Source organism: Halobacteriovorax sp. RT-2-4 (genome assembly GCF_047085445.1).
In the GTDB taxonomy this organism is placed as follows: Bacteria; Bdellovibrionota; Bacteriovoracia; order Bacteriovoracales; family Bacteriovoracaceae; genus Halobacteriovorax_A.
The window spans coordinates 611,235-632,789 of the sequence record NZ_JBKIXY010000001.1 but is presented as its reverse complement, the minus strand read 5'-3'; the positions used below and the strand labels follow the sequence as shown (position 1 = coordinate 632,789).

Here is a 21,555-nt window from a genome sequence, read left to right as displayed (position 1 = left end):
TGTATTGGATACGTTTACTAAGACCAGTATTTAATAGTTAAAGCAACTAGTAGACATGGAAATAAGATGATGACTGTAAAGATCAGAAAGTTAAATGCATAGAACTCTGGGTCTTGAAAGAATTTTGTTATCATTTTTTTTAGTGACATGTTGGCGCTCCTGCCGCTGGACTCCACATCATATACACACGATAGACAATTGTGGCAGTTCCAATAATTAAAAATAAGTAAGGGACTCCAGCTTGAATACGAGTTGGAAATTTTATTTTCCTAATCGCACTTGGCCCAAGGAGAAGTCCTGGTAGTGTTCCTAGCCAAAAGAAGAACACAAAGAGTGCCGCAAGTGTTGGAGAGGCCGCACTTATTGCAAGTGCTAACATCGCCCATAATAGCCCACATGGAAGTAGAACACTAATACCTCCAATTGAAAAATTAAAGATGTGAGGTTTATTTCCTACTTTCTTTGATATCTTTGGCCAAAGCCTTGCATTTAGATTGTGTAATTTTTGAGAGACTATTTGAGCTAATTTGAAATTTGAAAATTTAAAAAGTCTTTTAAGTCCCATCCAGATTAAGATCAATCCAATACTTAGCCCTGAAAAGAGCATGAGGTATGGATTTGATTTTATATCAAGGATTGTAAAGCCAAGCACCGGAATAACCAGTGCTGTGGCCATGTAGCCCAATAGTCTGCCTACTTGGTAGGACATATTTTGACTAAAGGACTTAGAGACGGCCATGGTAATTCCACCACACATTCCCACACAGTGGAAATTTGCAACAAGTCCCATTGTCAGACCTGCGCTTATGATTACATAAGGTGAAATTCCCTGCAGACTACTTAGTTGGTCCAACTAAAACCGCCTCTTTTTTGATCTCTTCATTTGTGTCGAGATCTTTTATAATGAAATTAAACTTTAAGCTTCCGTTAGTTAGTACATCATTATTAAAAACAATGAAGACAATTTTTCTTTCGTGGTTTGATTTGAAGATGAATGGATTTCTGGGCATCTTCATTTCGTAAGAGCCTTCTTTAATCCCTTCAACTGCAATTTCAATATTTCTTTCAACAATCTCACCACTTTGTTCAATTACAATATGAAAGTGGTTTCTTGTTGTCGTTGGTGAACTTACTGTAAATGGTGTTCCTGGACCTCTAAGGACTGTTGTTGTGATTCCTTGTGACATTGAAACACTATAAACAAATCCAATTAGTAGACCAATTAGAACAACTAGGTAGCTAATATTTCGAATTGAGAAAATATGGCGCCCTTTTCCTTCAATATTACTTTGAGTGTCGTAACGAATGAGTCCTGTCGGGCGATTCGTTTTTAACATGATGTCGTCACATGCATCAATACAGTTTGTACAAGCGATACATTCTAGTTGAACACCTCGTCTGATATCAATTCCTGTTGGACAGGCCTTTACACAAGCATAGCAGTTGATACAATCACCATGTTCTTCAGGTTTCATTCCTGGCTGACGTCTTGGTTCTCCACGTCTTTCATCGTAAAGAATTGCTAGTGAGTTCTCATCCATAATTACAGACTGCATTCTTCCATATGGACAAGCGATAATACAAAACTGCTCTCTAAACCAACCAAAGTCTAGAAGGACAATTGTTGTGATGAGAAGCATGATCGTAAATAGTGTGAAGTTCTCAGCTGGGTTTTGAAAACTTATTGATAGTAGGTGATGAGTACCTACGAAATATCCCAAAAATGTATGTGAGATATGTAGTGAGACTGCAAGAAAAGCAATCCACTTAAGAGATTTTTTAATAAGTTTCTCTTTTGTCCAAGGGCCTTCTGCAAGTTTCTTTCTCGCTCTTGGCTTTCCTTCAATTAGGGCCTCGAGCTTGAGGAAAATTGATGAAATGAAGACTGTTTGTGGACATGCCCAACCACACCAAACGCGCCCAAAAATACTTGTGATAAACCCGATAAAGAAAAGAAAACCGAGTATCACAAATATTAAAATAGGCGCATTGTGGGCATAAAATTTGTATGTAAAGAATGAAAATTCTCTGGCCGGGATATTAAGGAGAATCATTTGTTCTCCTTGAATATATATCCACGGCAAGACTAGATAGACAAAAATAAGAAACCAATAGAATATCTCACGCCTGGTTTTCCAGATACCTTTTACTTCTTCTGGAAACAGGAAGACGCGGTGTCCACTGTCGTCAGTTGTACCAAGTCTTGATTCGTGTAATTCAAATTGTGATTTCTTTGCCATTTCTTTCTCTTTCAAATTCTAATTTTATTCGCTAAGTAGCTCACCTTGTGGCTCTTTCGCTTTTGCAGGAGTAGTTCCTTGCAGTGCTAATACGTGGTCAGTAACGGCCATGATGTCTTCCTTGCTTAAGATATCTCCCCAAGCAGGCATCCCTTTATCTTCATTACCATGAACAACAAACTTATAGATTTGTTCTGGATCAAGTTTAGTAATATTAATCCAATGTTTATCTGTTAAGTTTGGACCGATGTCCCCACCACCATCATCTAAGTGGCAGGCAGCACAGTTTTCAATAAAAACAGTGTTACCAAGCTCTTTTGCAGCAGGTGTGGCCACGTAGCTGTCGTATGCTTGAATATCGAAGTTGGCAGTGTTTGCTGCTTCTGCATCGATGATCTTTTGCATTTCAGCCATCTCTACCTTGTATGTATCCAACAGTGTTGGTCCATCCATTAGTACGTAGTACATAAAGTAAGGTATCGAGAAAATGAATGATAGGGCCCAAACCCCAGTCCACCAACTTGGAAGCGGGTGGTTGAGCTCTTGAATACCATCGTACTCATGATCCATAACAAGATCTTTCTCATCCTCAAGTACGATATTTTCCTGTTTCGATTTATTATTTTCGTTAGTCATTGTTGCTTCCTTTGTTTTCATTAACGACTGCTTCGCCGTCAGAAAGTGCATTGTTGGCAACTTCTTCATAAAGCTCTTTTGAGCCCGGTCTCATTGACCAGAAGAAGGCCCCTAAGAAGATGGCCGCAAAAATGAATAGCGACACTGCTGGCATCCATTCCCACGGCATATTTTGCATTACTTCAGATTTCATCTCTATTCCTCTGACTTAGTTTCTTTTGTGTCAATTCCAAGTCTTTGTAGATACGCAATAAGTGCGATGATTTCTTTATCTTGCATCTTCATTGGTACACCAAACTCATTTAATCCCTTAGTGATTTGAGTTGCTTGCTCCATTGCAAGATCAATAGCATTCGAAACTTCGTCTTCACTATATGGAGTTCCTAGTGCAACCATAACATCCATTTTCTTTGGAAGCATTTTGAAGTTAACTTTCTTCTTAGTTAGCCAGTCGTAGTTAGGCATGATTGAGCCTGCTGTCACTTCACGTGGATTAATCATGTGACGGTAGTGCCACATATCATTATATTTTCCACCTACACGTGCAAGATCTGGACCGATACGACGTGATCCCCATTGGAATGGTCTATCGTATACAGATTCTGCTGCAGTTGAAGGATTTCCATAACGTAGCTTTTCAGAAACAGTTGGACGAATTTGTTGAGAGTGACAAACGTAACATCCTTCTTTAACAAAGATATCTCGACCAAGAAGCTCTAGTGGAGTGTATGGTTTTACTCTAGGGTCTACTTCGACAAATTTGTTTGAAAGCATTGAAGGAATAATTTCAATTGCTCCACCAACAAGGATTGCAACTAAAGTTAGAACAGTAAAAGTAACAGGAAGCCCTTCAAGCTTTCTGTGAGTTTCAGCATTTGCATCTTCAGGGTGAGCTGAAATAGGTGCCGCTTTAAATACTTCTTCTGATTCTTCTTTGTCTTTGTTTACATACTTTGATTTCTTATAAGTCATCCATAGGTTGAAGATCATTAAGAAGAAACCTAGTAGAACGAATACACCACCAAATGCACGTACCCAGTACATTGGAATAACTTTGATTACAGTTTCAATGAAGTTAGGGTAAACAAGTTTCCCTGTAGCATCAACTGCACGCCACATTAATCCTTGAGTAATACCAGCTACCCACATTGACATCATATAAAGTAGAAGACCAATTGTTGCTAACCAAAATTGAGCGTTAGCAATTTTCTTAGAATATAATTCTGTCTTCCATAGTTTTTCAACACAGTAGTATAGAACACCAACAATTAGCATGTAGTTCCAACCAATTGTACCAGCGTGCACGTGACCAACAACCCAGTCAGTGAAGTGACCGATGTAGTTAACCGATTTAATTGAAAGTAGTGGACCTTCAAAAGTTGCCATACCGTAGAAAGTAACGGCCGTAGCAAAATACTTTAAGATTGGCTCAGTTCTAACTCTATCCCAAACACCTCTTAGTGTTAGAAGGAAGTTGATCATCCCACCCCATGAAGGCATCCATAGGATAATTGAGAAAGTCATACCAAGTGTTTGAACCCAATCTGGAACAGATGAGTAAAGAAGGTGGTGAGGACCTGCCCAAATATAAATAAATACTAGAGACCAGTAGTGAATAATCGAAAGTCTATATGAATAGATTGGACGATTAGCAGTTTTTGGTAAGAAGTAGTAAATGATCCCTAAGAACGGAGTTGTTAGGAAGAAGGCAACAGCGTTGTGCCCATACCACCATTGAACAATCGCATCTTGTACACCAGCATAAATTGGATAAGACTTTAAAAAACTTACTGGAACAGAAAGAGAGTTGAAGATGTGAAGAACAGCAATTGTTACAATTGTTGCTATGTAGAACCAAAGGGCCACATACATATGACGTTCACGTCTTTTAACTAGCGTACCAATGAAGTTAACAGCAAAGACTACCCAAATAACTGCAATGGCAATATCAATTGGCCATTCTAGCTCGGCATACTCTTTCCCTGTTGTAATCCCTAGAGGTAGAGTTAAAGCTGCTGAAACAATAATCAGCTGCCATCCCCAAAAGTGTACCCAAGATAAGAAATCTGAAAAGATTCTTGCCTTACATAATCTTTGAGTTGAATAGTAAACTCCCAGAAACATCCCGTTTCCAACAAATGCAAAAATCGCAGCATTTGTGTGAAGTGGTCTTAGACGGCCAAAAGTTGTCCATTCTATACCTAGGTTAAGTTTCCAATAGGCCAATTGGAAAGCAATAAAGACACCCATAAATAGTGCAATCGCCCCCCAGAAAACTGTCGCCATAAGAAAAGCTTTCGATATCTTATCGTTATACGAGAACTCTTCTAGATTGGCATTTGTACTCATGCTCATAATCATTCTTCCTTTTTTTGGTTGTGAACAATATTATTTTTCTCTTCTTCAAATAAAACTCTAATAGAAGGCGTATCTAAGTCATCATATTGACCCGTTTTAGTCGCCCAAATAAAAAACAACAGAAATCCTACTGCTAAGAATATTGCAATCGGTAGTAGAACGATAATGACTTCCATCAGCTTTTTCCTTTATTTTTTAACATTCTCTTATCAAATCCAATTAACGGAAGTGTACTTGAAAGAAGAACTGTTAATGAACTGATTGGCATTAAAATCGCCGCATGTAGTGGAGTAATGATATGCATTAGCGCCAATGTTATTCCTGCGATATTATAAGTAACTGCAAACATAATATTACGGCGTAAAGTACCTTTCACATTACGTGCAACTTTAAATAAGACCTTTATGAGGTTTAAGTCTTCTTGTGGCATATAAATGTCACAGCTTCTAAGGGCAATGTCTGCTTGTGCACCAATTGCAATTGATACATTAGACTTAATCATGGCAAGAGCATCGTTGTCACCATCACCCACAAAGACAACATTTTCGAGTCTGTTAGCAAGCTCTAGCTTCTGTTCCGGGCTTTGTTCAATATAAAGACTTGCCTCATTGATGCCAGCTTCTCTCGCTATCTTTTTTGCCATCTCTGAATCATCACCAGTTGATAGGTGAATATCAATATTTCTTTGTTGCAAGAAGTTCACAAGCTCTTTTGATTCAGGTCTGATGCTGTCTTCAATTTTAAAAGTGGCAATAATCACTTCATCAGCAAAAAGGGCAATCTCTGCATCAAGTATGCCCTTGCCAATAAAGTAAGTTGTGTCTTCGATTTGTGCCTTAACACCTTTTCCTGTAATCACCTCAGCAACTATATCTTCGTACTTAGAGAGATCAGTATTTGATAGTTTTTGTTTTGAATATTTCTTTAGTGCAAAAGCAATAGGGTGTTGGGCCGCTCTTTCAAGAGTAAATGTTAAAGCAAGGATTTCTTCATCACTTAGATCAGATTGATTTGTAAAACTACTTACTGCAAACTTTCCTTTTGTAAGAGTACCAGTCTTATCAAAGATAATATTCTTTGCATTATTTAACTCTTCTAGGCTTAGCTCGTTTTTAACATAGATACCATACGACTTAAGCTTATTAATTCTAGTCGCAACAACAATTGGTGTGGCCATAGCAAAGGCACAGGGACATCCAACTATTAAAATTGCTAGGATGACTTCAAATGATTTTGAAACGTCTCCAGTATAAAGACCTTGAATAAGTGCCACGATACTTAGAACGATAATTCCAATTGTGAAGTAGCGTGAAATTTTTTGTGCCCATACATTGGCAGGGTTTTTTACGATTGTATTATTCTCAATTGCAGATAGGTTCTTACCTAGTTTTGTTTGCGTTCCAATTGCACTAATTTCAAGTTTGAGGTCATTGCTCAAACTTACAGCACCTGCTGCTATGAAGTCTCCCTTATTAACAACAAGTGGGCGGCTCTCTCCTGTATTAATTGAGTTTAGAATTAGTGCTTTTTCACTTGCAAGCTTTCCGTCGTAGATAATTCTTTCGTCTTCTTCAAAAAGAATTTGATCACCAACCTCAACTTCATTAGAGAAGACATGTTTAATTGTATCGCCAACAATCTTCTTAACTCCAGTGTTTAGAAATAGAGAGGAGATGCCTTTTGTCGACATTGATTTTTGAGTCAACATCTTTACAAAGTAGCGTGACAGTAAAATCAGAAATATAAGTGTTGTGATTGAATCAAAGTATACAGGTCCAGATTCTCTAAAGAAATTAATTGCCGACAGTATGAAGCCAAAGACAATTGCCATTGCTAGTGGAATATCGACATTAGTACTTCTAAGTCTAATAGCACTGACACTATTAACTAAGATTGGCCTAGCACTATAAAGAATCACTGGAAGACAAAATGCAAAGCTTATTCCATCGAATAATTTTACGTAATCTCCAGTTGCCCCGGCATAATTTGAAACAGCGTAGATCATGATATTACTCATGGCCGAAGCTGCAACTCCAATTTGAAGAATATCGCGACGATCACTTAATTTCTTTTCTTGATCTTTTTCAATATTAAACGGGTGAGGAGTGTAGCCAAGTTGCGCAAGAGTTGCAGCAAGCTTTGCAATTGAATACGGTCTTTTTGTATCAATTGTGAAACTACCTAAATTATTTCCAATATTAACCTGGGCCTCAATAACTGAGTTTTCAAGTTTTGAGATTCTTTCAATTAACCAGATACAAGCAAAGCAGTGGACACCTTCAAGTAGAAAGTGAACTTTAAGCTTATCTCCTTCAATTGTAATGTATTCGCGAATAAAAGCTTCGCTATCCATGTATTCAAATTTATTGGCAGATGTCGTAGGGCGCTCTTTTAGGCTATTGGCCTGAGAGCCTTGCTCATTTTGATAGCGATAGAAATCTTCAAGGTTATTACTAAGAAGAAGAGAGTGGACACTCATGCACCCATAGCAACAAAACTTTTCTAATTTGCCATCTCTTTCATTAGTGATGAGCTCACCAGGGGCAATTTCTTCAGAGCAGTGAAGGCACACTTGTGCCTCGCAAGCCTGTCTCTTGCTTGTGATACTTTGGATATCCATCTCTACATTCTTGTTAGTTATCTTTTTTTTATAAACTTAAAATAGTAAAACTTTAATAAACGCCTTCAGCTCTCTTCTCTAATTCAGCGGCATCCTTGATAATGATTAACTTACCATTTTGATCAATAAGACCGTCTTTTCTGTATTCAGAAATAATACGAATTAGAGTTTCATTGGCCGTTCCAATCATTGTGGCCATCTCTTCTCTTGTAAGCTTTAGCTCGATTTGAATTTCACCATTGATAAGCACGTTACCATGAGTCTTAGCAAGATCGAGTAGAAGTTGAGCTATTCTCTCGCGAACATTTTTTTGATGGAAAGCACTTGAGCGCTCTTCTGCAATTCCCATGTCGCGGCTTAACTTATTAATTAGTTCTAGCGCAATTGCTGGTTTATCATTGATTAGTTTTAATAAACTTGGTTTATCAATAAAACATACGGAAACATTATCAATGGCCGTTGCTGTTCCATTGAAGTCTTGAGCAGTGAATAGTGATCTGTGGCCAATAACATCTCCATGTTGAGCAATTCTCACAATTGTCTCTTTTCCATCGGAGCCTGTTTTTGTCAGCTTGATATTTCCTGATTGTACACAGTAGATACCTGCTGGGCGGTTTCCTTGCGAAAACAGCTTTTCACCACGTTTAAACCTTAATGAAGATGCAGTAAGTGATACTTTAGCGGCTTCTTCATTTGATAACCCACAGAAAATCCCTAACTCTCTTGATGGGCAATCTACACACTGTTTCTTTTCCATAATTTATACCTTTTCTTGGTTAAACCAATCTTATCACTTCATATATCTAAATTAAATAAGTTATAGGGGAAATAATATGACGAATATCATGTTTTCGTGTTAGAAGGTGTTTTTCTTCTTAATATTTTTAGTAATTTACTGTATCGCAGTACAAACTTTAGATTTAGGTTAACAACTTAAGTTAAATAGCTTAAATTAAAGGCTTATTTGACAATATTGGTGGACAAAATGAGCGACAATAAGAAAGACAATAAGAGTAATAATTTAGCGACTACTGACGTTATTTCTTTAATTCTTAAAGAGTCTAAGGCCTATACTTCGATGGAGTTAGTTAATAGCTACATCTCTAAAGGAGAAAGCCTTGAAAAGCTACCTGTTCAGCCACTTTATGTCTCAATTAAGGCCCTGCCTGTTGAAGTCAAATCTCACGCTCTTAAGCTTCTGTCTAAAGAGCAGAGAGAAACTTTCTATGATATTGACCTTTGGACAAAAGATGAACTTGATATCAATGAATTCACATCATGGGTAAGTACAGTTGCTAAGTGTCCTGATGAAGAAATTCGTTATGAATTTGTAAAATCGGATCAGTTCATTTTATTTCTTAAAGGACGCTTCAATGTTTGGACTTTTGATGTTGAAGATCCTCTCTATCCAGATGATCACGACAACTACTTTCTAACTGAAGATAATCTTCTTTTATTCGAATTTGATGAAGATAATGAAGTTGTCGATGAAGTACGCCAACTTATCAAAGACCTTTATACTGAAGTTGGAGTGGAAGCTGCTTACCAGCATCTTTTTAAAATGATTTCTGAAGACTATATGATCTACAATGAGAATCAGTATCAAGATAAGAAAGAAAGGCTAAGAGACTTTGGCTTCGTTGATTATTTCGAGGCCCTACAAGTGGTTAACCCATTTCCTTCTGTTGGCCATATTGATTTATTCATTAACAAAAAACAGCCTCTAACTGGTAATATTTCGACAAAAGGTAAACTTCAAACACTTCACCAAAATTCGATTATTGCCTTTGAAAAGAATGCTGCAAGTATTCACGAGGAGCTGAATAAGGTTCAAGATGAGAAGCGCTTTAGCTACCTACATTTCAATTTTATTCGCATGCTTAATGCAAGTATGGAGTACTATGGGGTTTTAAAAGATGGCCCTGTTGCTATGACTCGTATTGGGAATCAGAACCGAGAATTAATCCTTCTTGGAATGTCTTATATTAAAGATATCCGAAACTTTGCTGATGAAAGTATTTTTGAGTACTTTGATTTTACTGATATTTATAAGATTGGAAATTCGCTCATTCGCATTCTGCAAAAGGATGTGAAAAAGGCGCTAAGAAATCATCTCTTTGAAGATACTGAAGAGAATTTTTTAGGTGCTTCTTTTGATTTATTTCTAGATGATTTCTTTAGTGATCTTGTGAAGTATCGTGACAATGACAATAAGATTGTTGTTGTTAACAATGTTGAAGTCTGGAGAAAGTTACAAAGCAAGTGTAAGCTTCTAATTGAGTTGATGCCTTTTATTAAAACACTTAAAGAGACTTATTTATCTCTTAAAGACGATGGCATGCTTTCTGATAACTTCTATTTAAACTACGATATTAACTCAATTGATTTTGAGGCCATCATCCTCTCAACTCTTATTAACTACAGTCTTGATAAGTTTGACAAAGATGACTCTCGCAAAATGGGTGTTTCAATTGAAGAGTTTAGAGAATTTTCTAAGAAATCTAACCTTAGCTCAGGTATTTTTCAAAATGATTACATTACCCAAAAGGTTGCAGGCTTTGCTCAAACCTTTGGACTTGATCAAATTGAGAATATTAATGAGTATATCCTGAAAATATTACACGACCATTTAACGGGTTACGAATTTGAAAATCTTCGTGATGATGAGTTTAAGCACGTTGGTGGGCCTATTATTTTTAACACCTTAAGTTAGTCTAATATGTATTATTAGTTACAACTAATGTTTGAAGAGTTGTCTTTCTTACATAGTTGTAAAATTTTCTCTCCCATTAACAAGTGATTAATGGCAATATGCCGTATCAATTTGAGAGGGAGATGAATATGAAATCATTGATGAAATTACTTCTTTTAACAGTTGTCACAACAACATCACTAATGGCCGCTCAGGTTAAGCTTGTTCATATCACAAATGACGAGGATCAGAGCTTCTATCATCTAGGTGTTAACGTTGATGAAGAAATGGGAGAGGTGACATCAGTCTATAAAAAAGAATTCTCTGATAAGGGAAAAATCATTGGAAATGAAACATATTCTCTCGAACAAGTGATGAAAGGTGTTGTTCTTGTAAGAAGAAGCGATCGCGATGTTGTTAAGATCACTGTTAGTAACTTAAACCCTTCTGATGGTGGTGATATCGAAATCGATACTCTTTATAGTGGAGTAAATGATAGTCGTAAAAAGTATTCTGCATCTGTAGAAAGAGTTGGTGAAGATTGGCTCTTTAATTTTGAAAATAGAAGAACTAAAACTCTTCATTTCATCTCAAACAAAGTATTCCTAATTGGTGTTGTTGGAATCAAAGACATCAAAAGAAAATAAAAAAAAGGCGAACTAAATGTTCGCCTTTTTTATTTCGTATTTAAAATCTTAATAAATTCTTTTAGAAATGCCGGTTGATTCTTGTAGCTTAAAGTAGTCATATAGATATTCATATTCTTTAGGCCACTTACTTGCTCTGTCGTAAAATTATCGTGCTTCGATAATGTATGATCTGGTACAACAGCAATCCCCACACCATGCTTTACAAGTGCCTTGATACTCTCTAGAGAGTCCACAACGATCTTCTTTGGTGGCGCCTTTGTTGATAATTTATGAAGGTGGTCAAGTTCACTAAAAACAATCCACGTATACTCGTGAAGCTTCCTCTTATTGATTACTTCATTTGAGATGATCACAAATTTTTCTTCAAATAATTTTAAAGATGACGTTAGGTCTGATTGGAAATTATCTGTTGAGAAGATAATATCGTATATACCATCCTCAATCCCACGTCTAAGTGCTGGGCTATCGGCAACGTGAATGAAAATATCTCTTTTATAATTCTTTGCATACTTTGCAAGGATAGGGTTAAACCAGTTAACTAGTAGTCCATCTAGAATCCCGATATGTACAGGACGCTCTTGAGTGGTTTCAAAGATATTACCAAGGCTATCTTCAAATTGGTCGATAGACTTTAGAAGTTGCTTGGCCTTCTTTGTTAAAATAACTTTCTTACTTGAACGAATAATAAGCTCTTCATTCATCGATTCTTCAAGGAGTTTTACTTGTCTTGAAACTGCTGATTGAGCAATCTTCAACTCTGCGGCAGCTTTTGAAAAGCTTAAGTATTTTGCCGTAAGAGTAAACGCCTTTAGGTAACGATAGTCCATTGCTTACAGGGCCTCTGCCTTAGGAGGAATCTTTGTCTTATCTTTACGCCAGAATTTGCCTTGGAATTCTTCTTGTTGCTTATTAGTTACAACAAAACCTTCTTCGTCATTAATATAATTAAATTGGTAATCAATTAAAGTTTCACCAAGATAAAATGCCGTAAATGGATCAATAATAACTTCGATATCCATACAAGGGACAGGAATTAGAAAATCATCGTCATTTAAGTTATGGAACCCAATTGAATACTTAAATCCCTCACAACCTTTACCACTAATAAGGATTCTTAAGTACTTTCCTTGTAGTGTGAAATCATTTTCAAGCATAAGATTGAGTTGATCTTGTGCTACTTGAGTAAAAGAAAGTTGTGGTAGTACAACTTGTGAGCGGTCAATATTATAATGCTCAGACTGCTGTGCGTTGTCAGATTGATTTTCCATTAGATTTTCCATTAAATTGTGTTGTTAGAGGGCTTTTAGCAATTAAACGAATCCTTTTCAAGAGGTTTTTCTTGAAATAAATTGGTAGAATACGAAAGCTTATGAAAGGAGCGATAAATGCTTAAATATATAATCGATATTCCAAATCCCCATACTCACTTAGTTAATATTTCTTTAGATGCAGTGCTGGATACAAATTCAAATGAAGTTCGCTTCTTTATGCCTTCTTGGTCGCCAGGCTCTTATTTAATGAGAGAGTACTCTCGTCATATTAAAGAAATCAAGGTTGAAGATTCGAAAGGACAACGTCTTTTCCATGAACAAGTTTCAAAGAATGAGTGGAGAGTTGATCTTACTCACCCAAGTTTTAAATCGACTTCATTTGGTGAAGATGGAAAAATAAGAATTGCCTATAGTATCTATTGTCATGAATTAACTGTGCGTACTTCTCATGTTGATAACACGCATGCCTTCTTACATGGGCCAAGTGTTTTTCTTGGCATTGAGGGGCAAAGTGGTAAGTCACATGTAGAAATTAAAATTAATCCACTTTGGTCAAAAGTAACAACGGCCTTAAAAGATATTTCTGAAAAAAGAGATCATTTTATCTATGAAGCGCAAGACTTTGATGAGCTTCTTGATACTCCAATTGAGATTGGATGCCATGAGACTTATGGTTTCATGCACCAAAATAAAGAACACCATATTGCTTTCTATGGAGATTTTGCTCATGCTCAATCTTCACAAGAAGTGATGGATAAGCTTAATGATGATATTAAGACGATCGTTGAAGAGACTGCAAAGATAGTAGGGGACGAGCTTCCTTACGATCACTATTATTTTATCACTCACTTAAGTCCAAGTGGCTTTGGTGGACTTGAGCACTTAGACTCGACGGTACTACAATTTTGTCCATTCCATTTAGCAAAAGAGAAAGGCTATAAAGAGTATATGGAACTTGTTGCTCACGAATACTTTCACCTTTGGAACGTAAAAAGAATTCGTCCAGTTGAGCTTGGGCCATTTGATTATAAAAATGAAAACTACACTCGTATGCACTGGTTAACGGAAGGGATGACTAGCTTTGTTGATCAGCTTATCACTTATCGCAGTGGCTTCTATTCTCTAAAAGAATACTTAGAGTGTATGAAGAAGAATATTAACAATTACCTTGGCACTCCTGGGCGTGGTTATCACTCTCTTGAAGATTCATCATTCAATGCCTGGATTAAACTTTACCGTGCTGGTGAAAACTTTAAAAACTCATCTGTTAGCTATTACCTAAAAGGTGGGCTTGTTTTCTTTATTCTTAATACACTGATGAAGAATGAAGGAAAGGGAATCAACGATCTTGTTCGTGCTCTATGGGCGGATTATAAAGAAAGACCTGCTGTGGGAATTACAAAAGAAGGCTTCTTCGAAATCCTAGAAGGACTTGTTTCTAAAAATATTAGCGATGAATTTAGACTTCTTGTTGAAGGTGTTGAAGAAATTGATTTTGAAGATTACTTAAAGCGCATGGGTGCTAGTGTTGAGTGGACAACTCCTAAGCTAGATATTGGTGCAACAGTGGCCGAAGAAGGTGGAAAGCTTATCATCAAGTCAATTCGCCAAGAAAGTTGTGGGTATAAAGCAGGACTAAATGCAGGTGATGAACTTATTGCTCTTAACTCATTAAGACTTGATAAGAAGGCCTACGATACAATGGCCGAGATGTATAAAGAAAATGATCAAGTTGATTTCTTAATTGCTCGCACAGGGAAGTTGATGACTTTAAGAGTTACTCTTGGAAACGGTCTTAGAGAGATTAAAGAAATAAATATCGAAGATGAAAAGAAATTAGAAAGCTTTTTATTTTAATATTCACTCAGGGCAAGCTTAAAGGGCCTGCCCTGATATTTCTCTTCGATGATTTCATAGACAAGCTTATTGTCCTTGGGCCCTTTAAGAACTCCCTTTTCTAAAATCTCAAAGTCAGTTAAGACCAATATCTTCTCATTTTCATCATCATGAAAAGGTGAGTAGGCCTTGAAGGCCGCTTCCTTAATACACCAGATCTCAAGAGGAGAGTGTATATTTAGTTCTCTTTTATGTGAGACAAAATACTTAAAAGTTCCCTCACGCATTTTTCGATCAGACCACTCAATATCAATACCGACTGACTTAACATCTTTATTTGTGCATAGCGCACAAGCCGCAAGCTCTTTCGTGTGACTAATTGAGACTAGCATATTGTCATGATTATCTAAATGTAAGTGATTGATAATAGATATATCTTTAAGGCCAGTTAATGAAGATAAACAATAACGACTCAGTCTAAAGTCATTGCGCTTGTCGGCCATGAAGCCTTCTGGTAGCTCCTCTTGGCCAAGGTATAAAAATGTACTTCGCATGAATTTTTTGTTGCTCATCAGCATTTCTTTTGCCATTATGCTCTAATATTAAGTCAATTAAATTAGCCTAAACTTTTGGAGTTAGCAATGTTACCACCGGATGCATATGAAGCAATCGTAAAAATGATCTTTGTTTTAATGGCAGGATGTGTACTTTGTATGTCCAAAATCAAGGCGGCCGAAATTGATCATAATCAGGTGTTTAAAACGCAAGTTTACTCTCAAGCAATCACAATCAAGAAATAAATTTTCATTGGACACAAATCCTCTTTAGTCCTTATAATATAGGGAGTTATCCATCTATACTGCCACGGAGAGGAAGTAAATGAGTGTCCCAAGTAATCTAATTCAAGGTTTAAATTTTCTACGTCCCAGAGACAAATCAGGTAAGCACCAAAAAGTAACAGACTACTATGGTGAAAATACGTTTGATATTCAAACGGCAGAGGAAATCCCTGATTCAATTAAAGAAGAAATTAACGAGGCGATACATTCAAACTCTCATATCTCTAAGGCCCAGGCCGAGATCGTTGCAAAGGCCGTTACAAAGTGGGCCCTTGATAAAGGTGCAACTCACTTTTGTCACTGGTTTCAGCCTTTAACTGGATCAACTGCTGAAAAGCACGACGCTTTCTTAGATTTTGACTATTCAACTGGAAGACCTATTGAAAAGTTATCAGCGTCTCAGCTAACTCAAGGTGAGCCAGATGCATCTTCTTTTCCAAATGGTGGATCTCGCTCTACTTTCGAAGCTCGTGGCTATACTGCTTGGGACTTAACATCTCCAATGTTTTTAATTGGTACAGGTGAATCAAAAACTCTTTGTATCCCAACTGCCTTTGTTTCTTATCACGGCGAGGCCCTTGATATGAAGACACCACTTCTTCGTTCAGTTTCGGCCCTGGGTGAAACCGCAAAGAGATTCTTTCACCTATCAGGTGAAACGAATGTTAAACGAGTCATTGCAACTTGTGGTGCAGAACAAGAATATTTTTTAATTGATAAGAATTACTATAATTTAAGAGAAGATCTTGTGATGACAGGACGTACTCTTTTTGGAGCTCCTTCAACAAAGAATCAACAATTAGATGATCACTATTTTGGGGCCATCAATGAGCGTGTGCTCGCTTTTATGGAAGAGCTAGATTATGAACTTCATAAACTAGGAATTCCTGCAAAAACTCGTCATAATGAAGTTGCACCAGGACAATTTGAGCTTGCTCAAATCTTTAGAGATGCTAACGTTTCAGCTGATAATAATCACATGGTAATGGCCATGATTGAAAATGTGGCCATTCGTCATGGCTTTGTTGCGCTTTTACATGAAAAGCCGTTTGCCGGTATCAATGGTTCAGGAAAGCACCTTAACTGGTCACTAGCAAGTGATACGGGAATTAATCTTCTTGACCCAGGAAGTGAACCACATCAAAACTATCGTTTCTTGGCTTTTACTTCTGTTGTTATTGCAGCAGTACATCGCCATGCTAAACTTTTAAGGGCCGCAATTGCTTCTCACAGTAATGATCACCGCCTAGGTGCTAATGAGGCCCCTCCTTCAATTATTTCTGTCTTTACTGGTTCAACAATTGAAAGAATCTTTAAAGCAATTAAAGAAGGTGAGGAATTCTCTCCTGAGTCACAAACGATTCTTGATCTAGGTGCAGGTGCACTTGCTAAGCTTCCAAAGGATAACACTGATAGAAACCGTACTTCACCATTTGCATTTACTGGAAATAAATTTGAATTCCGTGCCTGTGGCTCAGACCAATCAATTGGTTTTCCTCTGACAATTCTAAACGGTGCCGTAACTGCAGTTTTAGAAGAAGCAAATAATCTTCTAGAAGCAAAGATTCGTGATGGTGTTTCTATCGATCAAGCACTCCTTGATATTTGTCACACATTTATCAATGAGTCTTGGGATGTTATTTTTAACGGTGATGGCTACTCTCAAGCGTGGCTTGAAGAAGCCCAAAAAAGAGGACTTCCTAATTTAAAAACAACAGCTGATAGCTTAAATGTTCTTGTCGATAGACAAGAGACAGCATTTCTAACGAAGCATGGTATTTATCGTGAATCAGAACTCGATACTCGCTACAATGTACTTCTGGAAACATATATCACGAAACGTAATATCGAATTTGGTACTCTTTCAAATATGGTTAACCAATTAGTTATCCCTGCGGCACTTAATTACAAGGCCAAGTTAACCGCATCAATTGCTGCTTCAAAGGCCATTAAAGTCGAAGCGTCAGTAGAAACAGAAATTCTAAAAGATCTACAATTCTCTTTAGAAGCTGTTTTTGAGCAAAATAGAAATCTTAAGAATGCCTTGGCAGGTTTAAGTGATGTACATGATGAAGAAAAAGTGGCCCATTCATTAGCTTATGAGTTAATGCCTATTAGTGAGATGATTGCTGATCACTGTGGACGTCTTGAAAGTATTATTCCGGATGATTTATGGCCAGTGCCAACTTATTTTGAAATGTTATTTTTGATTTAATAATGTAGAAGGCCGCCAATAGGCGGCCTTTTTTATTTAAAGCTTTCCTTGCTCATTTAATTCTTCTAATTTATCTCGTCCACCAATTCTTTCTCCATTGATAAAGATTTGTGGAACCTTCGTTTGCCCAGTGATAGCAAATAGTGACTGGTTAGAAGTATGTTGCCCAAGTATGATCTCGTTATACTTATGCCCTTTTTCTGTTAGAAGCTCTTTAGCGCGGTGGCAGTGTGGACAACCTGGACGTGTGATAATAGCAATTGCCTCTGGTGCTTTCGCCTCTGGGTTTAAGTACTTAAGCATTGTATCAGCATCTGACACTTCAAATGGGTCACCTGGTTTATCAGGTTCAATAAATGATTTTTCAACAACACCATCATTTACCACCATCGAGTAGCGCCACGTTCTTGCCCCAAATCCAATATCAGACTTATCTACTAATAGTCCGATTCCTTTAGAGAACTCACCATTGCCATCTGGTAAGACACCAATTTCATCTGCATGTTGATCTTGTATCCAAGCATCCATAACAAATGCATCATTTACAGATAGGACGTAGATAGCATCAACACCTTCTTTTTTTATTGCACCAGCAAGCTCATTGTAACGAGGAAGGTGAGTTGATGAACACGTTGGTGTATATGCACCAGGTAGTGAAAAAACCACAACTCGCTTACCTTTAAATACTTCATCATATGTTAGGTCAACTAGGCCACCATCTTTAAAAATCTTAAAAGAAGTCTTTGGAACCTGCTTTCCATCAATACTTTCAAATGCCATTATAATTCTCCTTGTTTTTGTTTAGTTTACTTAAGTTGACCATAACAATAGGTCATCACTTTTGTCTTGTCTTTATTATCGGCACTATCTCCTAATAATTCTATTAAATTAAAATTAACTTAAGATAAGCAAAATCTATTAAAAATTCTGGGTAACTATTCAAAACTTGATGAATGACAATAAATAATAAGAATTTCTTGCATCGTGTCGAATAATGAACGTAGAATCCCTTTTAGGCTAAAAGAATCTGTATTGCACGTTCGTTCCCGTTTCTTTTCCGCTAGTGAGCCTTGGGTATTGGGTAATCACTAAAGGGGGACGTGGTGAACTTAAAAAGTAATACAGAGGACAGAGTGAAGAAAACACTTATTCTCTTAATTTTCACATTTTTATTTAATACAAAGACGTCGATTGCTCTTGCGCAAGATGATGTCGTTGAAGCTGTTACTTTTTCTAATTTTTCTGTTGATAATCATAAATTAGAAACAGAATTTTCAAGTACGGACTTGGCCGATATCTCGCCAATTTACCGACAAATCTATGATAATTATCAGGCCAATTATCAGGCAATTGGTGATCGTCTAAGTCATGATGCCAATGGCTTCTTTGGTGGAGTTAATCTTGTCGGTTGGCGCCATGCTGGAGATTTTCATGGTTTTAAAGTTCTCTTTAACCGAAGTGCGGCACCTTCCTTATTTGATGAAGATCGCTACCTCGTTAATGATGAGATGGTTATTGAAATTTCAGCTAGAAACTTCTTAAGTGCACTACAACAAAAGGGGATCATTAATATATCTCCATCTGTCTTAAAGTCTTATAGTAATCTTTCCCTAAAGAGAACAATGAGATTTAATCACTTTGCAAATAATGTAGAGGATGCACTTCAAACAAAATTTGATCGTCTCTTTTTTATGTATAAGTATTTAAGGCCGGAGAATTTTTCTAAACTTGGTGATTATGATTTTATCAAAAAGGAAGATGCGCTTACATTTGCTGCTGGTGCAGCCGCCACTGCTTCTTATCAAGGAATTGGTGTCGCTGCTGGTGCTCTTGCAAAGTACGAAAGAAAATCAACTGTTGAGATTCAACGTCTAGGGCCAGCTGATAATGCTAAGGCCAATGAGATGATTCGATTAAGCGCTGAGGATTCAAAGTTAATCTCTGCAGGTGCCAATATTACTTTAATGGCCGATTTCTTAAATCTAATTAGACTTACTTTATTTCGTTATGACTTTAATTATAGCTTTGAGAAGTCATATAAAGCATATATGTCTTTATATGTTGATGATTTAAACAATAGTGAGAAATTAAATGAGCTTAAAGGCGTTGTGCGTTTTGGTAAATTTAATTACTCAACACTTGCGAGTAATATTACTTCTTATGAAAACCGTAAGAAGGAATTAAAAGAATCGAAGTATCTTGCTTTCATCATTGGTGGAGTAAAGAACTCTCAAACTGAGTCAACTGAGGTTGTTAAGGATGGGAGAGTTTATAAATTCTTCTCTCATCGTTATGAAAGACTATCTTATACTCAAAATATTTTCTCTAAATTACTAGGGGCCGTCTTAGGTAAGCTTATTGGTTACGATCAATTAGTTTCTAATGACCGTGTTGAATCGAAGAAAGTGAATATAAATTATCAGTCAGAAGAAGAACTGATTCATGCTAGACGAGACTTTGATATCTTCAGCAGTAACGTATTTACGATGACTTTTGATCAGCAAAGTAAGGTTAATAAGGACTATAGTTGGGCAGTGTCAAAGACAGAAGATAAAATGAGGGATCTTGTTAGGGCCCGTACAAATAGCTATGGAAACTTTGTCTCGATGTTTGATAATTATCAAGTCCGAGCTCCGGCGGAATTTACATCAACTATTACGATGGATAATTCAAATATAGCTAATTTTTTAAATCGTAATTCAGATGAAATCTACAATGTCTTCAAAGAAGCGTGTGGAGGAAAATCGAAAAATATTTTCGTGAAGCTTCGCTCACTATTTAGTAGCTGTCGTCATAAATTATATGACTCGTATGCAGACTTTTTAAAGGAGTGGTCGACTGGCAATTACACTTCTGAGATTAAAAAGAAGTGTGAGAAGAAGTATCGTTGGAAATATATTTTTAGGCCATCTAAGAGAAGGTCAATGATTGCAGCATGTATGGAAATTGGTTCTAAACAGTTATTTGCAAAATATAAGCATGAACTACCGCTGTGGCGTTTTAAAGATATTGCATATAATGTAAATAATCAGATTAAAAATGATCATCTTTTGACACGTCTATTTGGATCACATCCTAATAAAGGTAGTGTAAGTGCAAATTTAAATGGGAATATTCCTTATCAAAACTTCTACTCTGAAGGTGTTAATAAAGAGAATATTTTTACGCAGTTTCAAATTAAAGAAAATCTAAGATCACCAGCATCTTTATAAGATGTATAACGTTGTGGACGCCCTTGTTTTGGGCGTCCCAATTTCTTGGCATTTTATGCCACATTTTTAAAAATCGAGAAGATGCCTATTTATTAGAATTCTATTAAGAAGCCAGTTGTTCTATCCCAAGCTATCTATTCATGCTACTATAGCTTTTATGAACACATTTTACTTATTCTTCTATCATCCAAAACTTAAAGATCTTCTTTTAGAAGAAATTAAGCTAAAGCACCCCAAGCTTCACCTAAGCTTTTCTAACAAAGAGTTTGTTAGCATGAAGGGGCCAGATAATTACGAAACACAGCTTATTAAAAAGCCTGTTGCCTTTGCACGTAGACAGGCGACTTTTATCGATAAATATAATGAGATCCCTCTTGATGGTGAGTATATTCGAGTGGGGGAAAATCAATTTTGGCACTTTGATACTATTATCACTCCTGTCGATACCTTCTCTTTAACGGAGAGTGAAATTTCTGATGAGGTTCCTGCTAGGGCCTATCATAAGGCGTGCCAAGCATTTAGGCTTTATAAAGAAGAGATTAGTGCGCAAGATCAGATTGTGGAAATAGGAAGTGCTCCAGGTGGAATCTCATACTATGTCCTCGAAAAAGGGGCCAAGCTTGTCTCAGTTGATCCGGCGCTTATGGATCCAATTATTTCAGAAAAATTTGGAGATCAATTCTCACATATTAAAAAGAGTGTCTTTGATGTGACTAGGGCACAGCTACCAAAGCACTGTGACTGGCTCATTTCAGATTTAAACTTGAATGGAGATTTAAATACGAATCAGTCGCGTCGTATAATGGACTTTTATAAGAATATTAAAGGTGCTTTCTTAACTATTAAGACACCTGTAATTAATGATCTTAAAAAGGTTGATGATTGGATAAAGGTATTTACTGCTGATAAGAAGTATGAAGTCTCTGTCTGTCATCTTCCTTCGCATCGAAGAGAAATCGGAATGTTTATAAGGCCACGCAAATAGC

20 protein-coding genes are annotated in these 21,555 nt (G+C 36.8%); 7 read left to right on the top strand and 13 right to left on the bottom strand.

Annotated elements, in window-relative coordinates:
- Window positions 1-17: 17 nt before the first annotated feature.
- From ACMAYL_RS02875 to ACMAYL_RS02835, 9 genes are read right to left on the bottom strand one after another with little or no spacing between them, the layout of a single operon-like run.
- On the bottom strand, window positions 18-149 hold the full coding sequence (locus tag ACMAYL_RS02875; protein ID WP_412470716.1) for a hypothetical protein: 132 nt from the start codon (window positions 147-149) through the stop codon (window positions 18-20).
- Window positions 140-853: a sulfite exporter TauE/SafE family protein gene (locus ACMAYL_RS02870; RefSeq protein WP_412470715.1), complete on the bottom strand. Its 714-nt coding sequence runs from the start codon at window positions 851-853 to the stop codon at window positions 140-142. The genes ACMAYL_RS02875 and ACMAYL_RS02870 overlap by 10 nt, the downstream gene beginning before the upstream one ends.
- On the bottom strand, window positions 837-2,240 hold the full coding sequence (ccoG, locus tag ACMAYL_RS02865; RefSeq protein WP_392991655.1) for a cytochrome c oxidase accessory protein CcoG: 1,404 nt from the start codon (window positions 2,238-2,240) through the stop codon (window positions 837-839). The genes ACMAYL_RS02870 and ccoG overlap by 17 nt, the downstream gene beginning before the upstream one ends.
- Window positions 2,241-2,264: 24 nt before the next feature.
- Window positions 2,265-2,876: a cbb3-type cytochrome c oxidase N-terminal domain-containing protein gene (locus tag ACMAYL_RS02860; RefSeq protein WP_158246832.1), complete on the bottom strand. Its 612-nt coding sequence runs from the start codon at window positions 2,874-2,876 to the stop codon at window positions 2,265-2,267.
- Window positions 2,869-3,069 carry a cbb3-type cytochrome c oxidase subunit 3 gene (locus ACMAYL_RS02855; protein WP_021267131.1) on the bottom strand — a complete coding sequence of 67 codons (201 nt, stop codon included), beginning with the start codon at window positions 3,067-3,069 and terminating at the stop codon, window positions 2,869-2,871. The genes ACMAYL_RS02860 and ACMAYL_RS02855 overlap by 8 nt, the downstream gene beginning before the upstream one ends.
- A 2-nt stretch (window positions 3,070-3,071) precedes the next feature.
- The gene (gene ccoN, locus ACMAYL_RS02850; RefSeq protein WP_103217575.1) at window positions 3,072-5,225 is read right to left on the bottom strand and encodes a cytochrome-c oxidase, cbb3-type subunit I; all 2,154 of its coding nucleotides are present in this window, start codon (window positions 5,223-5,225) and stop codon (window positions 3,072-3,074) included.
- Between the two features lie 8 nt (window positions 5,226-5,233).
- Window positions 5,234-5,410, bottom strand: a complete 177-nt coding sequence (gene ccoS / locus ACMAYL_RS02845; RefSeq protein ID WP_103217468.1) for a cbb3-type cytochrome oxidase assembly protein CcoS — start codon at window positions 5,408-5,410, stop codon at window positions 5,234-5,236.
- Complete coding sequence (locus ACMAYL_RS02840; RefSeq protein ID WP_412470714.1) at window positions 5,410-7,854, bottom strand: heavy metal translocating P-type ATPase; 2,445 nt, start codon at window positions 7,852-7,854, stop codon at window positions 5,410-5,412. Before ACMAYL_RS02840 ends, ccoS begins: the two co-directional genes overlap by 1 nt.
- A gap of 52 nt (window positions 7,855-7,906) precedes the next feature.
- The gene (locus ACMAYL_RS02835) at window positions 7,907-8,611 is read right to left on the bottom strand and encodes a Crp/Fnr family transcriptional regulator (RefSeq protein ID WP_412470713.1); all 705 of its coding nucleotides are present in this window, start codon (window positions 8,609-8,611) and stop codon (window positions 7,907-7,909) included.
- 228 nt (window positions 8,612-8,839) lie between these two features.
- Between ACMAYL_RS02835 and ACMAYL_RS02830 the strand changes: the two genes are divergently transcribed.
- Window positions 8,840-10,567, top strand: coding sequence for a DUF6178 family protein (locus ACMAYL_RS02830; protein ID WP_412469645.1), 1,728 nt, complete (start codon window positions 8,840-8,842; stop codon window positions 10,565-10,567).
- Window positions 10,568-10,695: 128 nt separating this feature from the next.
- The gene (locus ACMAYL_RS02825) at window positions 10,696-11,193 is read left to right on the top strand and encodes a hypothetical protein (protein WP_103217464.1); all 498 of its coding nucleotides are present in this window, start codon (window positions 10,696-10,698) and stop codon (window positions 11,191-11,193) included.
- A 29-nt stretch (window positions 11,194-11,222) separates the two neighbouring features.
- Here the strand turns inward: ACMAYL_RS02825 and ACMAYL_RS02820 are convergent, their stop codons facing one another.
- Window positions 11,223-12,023: a LysR family transcriptional regulator gene (locus tag ACMAYL_RS02820; protein WP_103217463.1), complete on the bottom strand. Its 801-nt coding sequence runs from the start codon at window positions 12,021-12,023 to the stop codon at window positions 11,223-11,225.
- A gap of 3 nt (window positions 12,024-12,026) precedes the next feature.
- Window positions 12,027-12,464 carry a HesB/IscA family protein gene (locus ACMAYL_RS02815; protein ID WP_412470712.1) on the bottom strand — a complete coding sequence of 146 codons (438 nt, stop codon included), beginning with the start codon at window positions 12,462-12,464 and terminating at the stop codon, window positions 12,027-12,029.
- Between the two features lie 117 nt (window positions 12,465-12,581).
- On the opposite strand from ACMAYL_RS02815, the gene ACMAYL_RS02810 reads away from it, so the two are divergent.
- Entirely contained in the window at window positions 12,582-14,324 is a 1,743-nt protein-coding gene (locus tag ACMAYL_RS02810; protein ID WP_103217461.1) for a M61 family metallopeptidase, read from the top strand.
- Here the strand turns inward: ACMAYL_RS02810 and ACMAYL_RS02805 are convergent.
- Window positions 14,321-14,893, bottom strand: coding sequence for a 4'-phosphopantetheinyl transferase family protein (locus ACMAYL_RS02805; protein WP_412470711.1), 573 nt, complete (start codon window positions 14,891-14,893; stop codon window positions 14,321-14,323). The two genes, ACMAYL_RS02810 and ACMAYL_RS02805, sit on opposite strands and share 4 nt — an antisense overlap.
- A 51-nt stretch (window positions 14,894-14,944) precedes the next feature.
- Here ACMAYL_RS02805 and ACMAYL_RS02800 point away from each other — a divergent pair, with 51 nt between their 5' ends.
- A complete protein-coding gene (locus tag ACMAYL_RS02800; protein ID WP_158246831.1) occupies window positions 14,945-15,103 on the top strand; it encodes a hypothetical protein in 159 nt (52 codons plus the stop codon).
- A 79-nt stretch (window positions 15,104-15,182) separates the two neighbouring features.
- Window positions 15,183-17,357, top strand: coding sequence for a glutamine synthetase III (locus tag ACMAYL_RS02795; protein ID WP_103217459.1), 2,175 nt, complete (start codon window positions 15,183-15,185; stop codon window positions 17,355-17,357).
- Between the two features lie 36 nt (window positions 17,358-17,393).
- Here the strand turns inward: ACMAYL_RS02795 and ACMAYL_RS02790 are convergent, their stop codons facing one another.
- On the bottom strand, window positions 17,394-18,137 hold the full coding sequence (locus ACMAYL_RS02790; RefSeq protein WP_103217458.1) for a glutathione peroxidase: 744 nt from the start codon (window positions 18,135-18,137) through the stop codon (window positions 17,394-17,396).
- A gap of 323 nt (window positions 18,138-18,460) precedes the next feature.
- Here ACMAYL_RS02790 and ACMAYL_RS02785 point away from each other — a divergent pair, with 323 nt between their 5' ends.
- Together ACMAYL_RS02785 and ACMAYL_RS02780 are read left to right on the top strand one after the other, a co-directional pair.
- Complete coding sequence (locus ACMAYL_RS02785; protein ID WP_412470710.1) at window positions 18,461-20,569, top strand: hypothetical protein; 2,109 nt, start codon at window positions 18,461-18,463, stop codon at window positions 20,567-20,569.
- Window positions 20,570-20,726: 157 nt separating this feature from the next.
- On the top strand, window positions 20,727-21,554 hold the full coding sequence (locus ACMAYL_RS02780; protein ID WP_103217456.1) for an SAM-dependent methyltransferase: 828 nt from the start codon (window positions 20,727-20,729) through the stop codon (window positions 21,552-21,554).
- The last annotated feature ends 1 nt before the right edge of the window (window position 21,555 follow it).

What these genes read in the sequence shown, in the direction of transcription:
- ACMAYL_RS02855 (WP_021267131.1), bottom strand. Translation starts at nt 3,069, where the DNA reads ATGAAATCTGAAGTAATGCAAAATATGCCGTGGGAATGGATGCCAGCA.
- ACMAYL_RS02780 (WP_103217456.1), top strand. Translation starts at nt 20,727, where the DNA reads ATGAACACATTTTACTTATTCTTCTATCATCCAAAACTTAAAGATCTT.
- ACMAYL_RS02805 (WP_412470711.1), bottom strand. Translation starts at nt 14,893, where the DNA reads ATGGCAAAAGAAATGCTGATGAGCAACAAAAAATTCATGCGAAGTACA.
- ACMAYL_RS02835 (WP_412470713.1), bottom strand. Translation starts at nt 8,611, where the DNA reads ATGGAAAAGAAACAGTGTGTAGATTGCCCATCAAGAGAGTTAGGGATT.
- ACMAYL_RS02840 (WP_412470714.1), bottom strand. Translation starts at nt 7,854, where the DNA reads ATGGATATCCAAAGTATCACAAGCAAGAGACAGGCTTGCGAGGCACAA.
- ccoG (WP_392991655.1), bottom strand. Translation starts at nt 2,240, where the DNA reads ATGGCAAAGAAATCACAATTTGAATTACACGAATCAAGACTTGGTACA.
- ACMAYL_RS02800 (WP_158246831.1), top strand. Translation starts at nt 14,945, where the DNA reads ATGTTACCACCGGATGCATATGAAGCAATCGTAAAAATGATCTTTGTT.
- ACMAYL_RS02810 (WP_103217461.1), top strand. Translation starts at nt 12,582, where the DNA reads ATGCTTAAATATATAATCGATATTCCAAATCCCCATACTCACTTAGTT.
- ccoS (WP_103217468.1), bottom strand. Translation starts at nt 5,410, where the DNA reads ATGGAAGTCATTATCGTTCTACTACCGATTGCAATATTCTTAGCAGTA.
- ccoN (WP_103217575.1), bottom strand. Translation starts at nt 5,225, where the DNA reads ATGAGTACAAATGCCAATCTAGAAGAGTTCTCGTATAACGATAAGATA.
- ACMAYL_RS02875 (WP_412470716.1), bottom strand. Translation starts at nt 149, where the DNA reads ATGTCACTAAAAAAAATGATAACAAAATTCTTTCAAGACCCAGAGTTC.
- ACMAYL_RS02860 (WP_158246832.1), bottom strand. Translation starts at nt 2,876, where the DNA reads ATGACTAACGAAAATAATAAATCGAAACAGGAAAATATCGTACTTGAG.
- ACMAYL_RS02820 (WP_103217463.1), bottom strand. Translation starts at nt 12,023, where the DNA reads ATGGACTATCGTTACCTAAAGGCGTTTACTCTTACGGCAAAATACTTA.
- ACMAYL_RS02815 (WP_412470712.1), bottom strand. Translation starts at nt 12,464, where the DNA reads ATGGAAAATCAATCTGACAACGCACAGCAGTCTGAGCATTATAATATT.
- ACMAYL_RS02830 (WP_412469645.1), top strand. Translation starts at nt 8,840, where the DNA reads ATGAGCGACAATAAGAAAGACAATAAGAGTAATAATTTAGCGACTACT.
- ACMAYL_RS02795 (WP_103217459.1), top strand. Translation starts at nt 15,183, where the DNA reads ATGAGTGTCCCAAGTAATCTAATTCAAGGTTTAAATTTTCTACGTCCC.
- ACMAYL_RS02790 (WP_103217458.1), bottom strand. Translation starts at nt 18,137, where the DNA reads ATGGCATTTGAAAGTATTGATGGAAAGCAGGTTCCAAAGACTTCTTTT.
- ACMAYL_RS02825 (WP_103217464.1), top strand. Translation starts at nt 10,696, where the DNA reads ATGAAATCATTGATGAAATTACTTCTTTTAACAGTTGTCACAACAACA.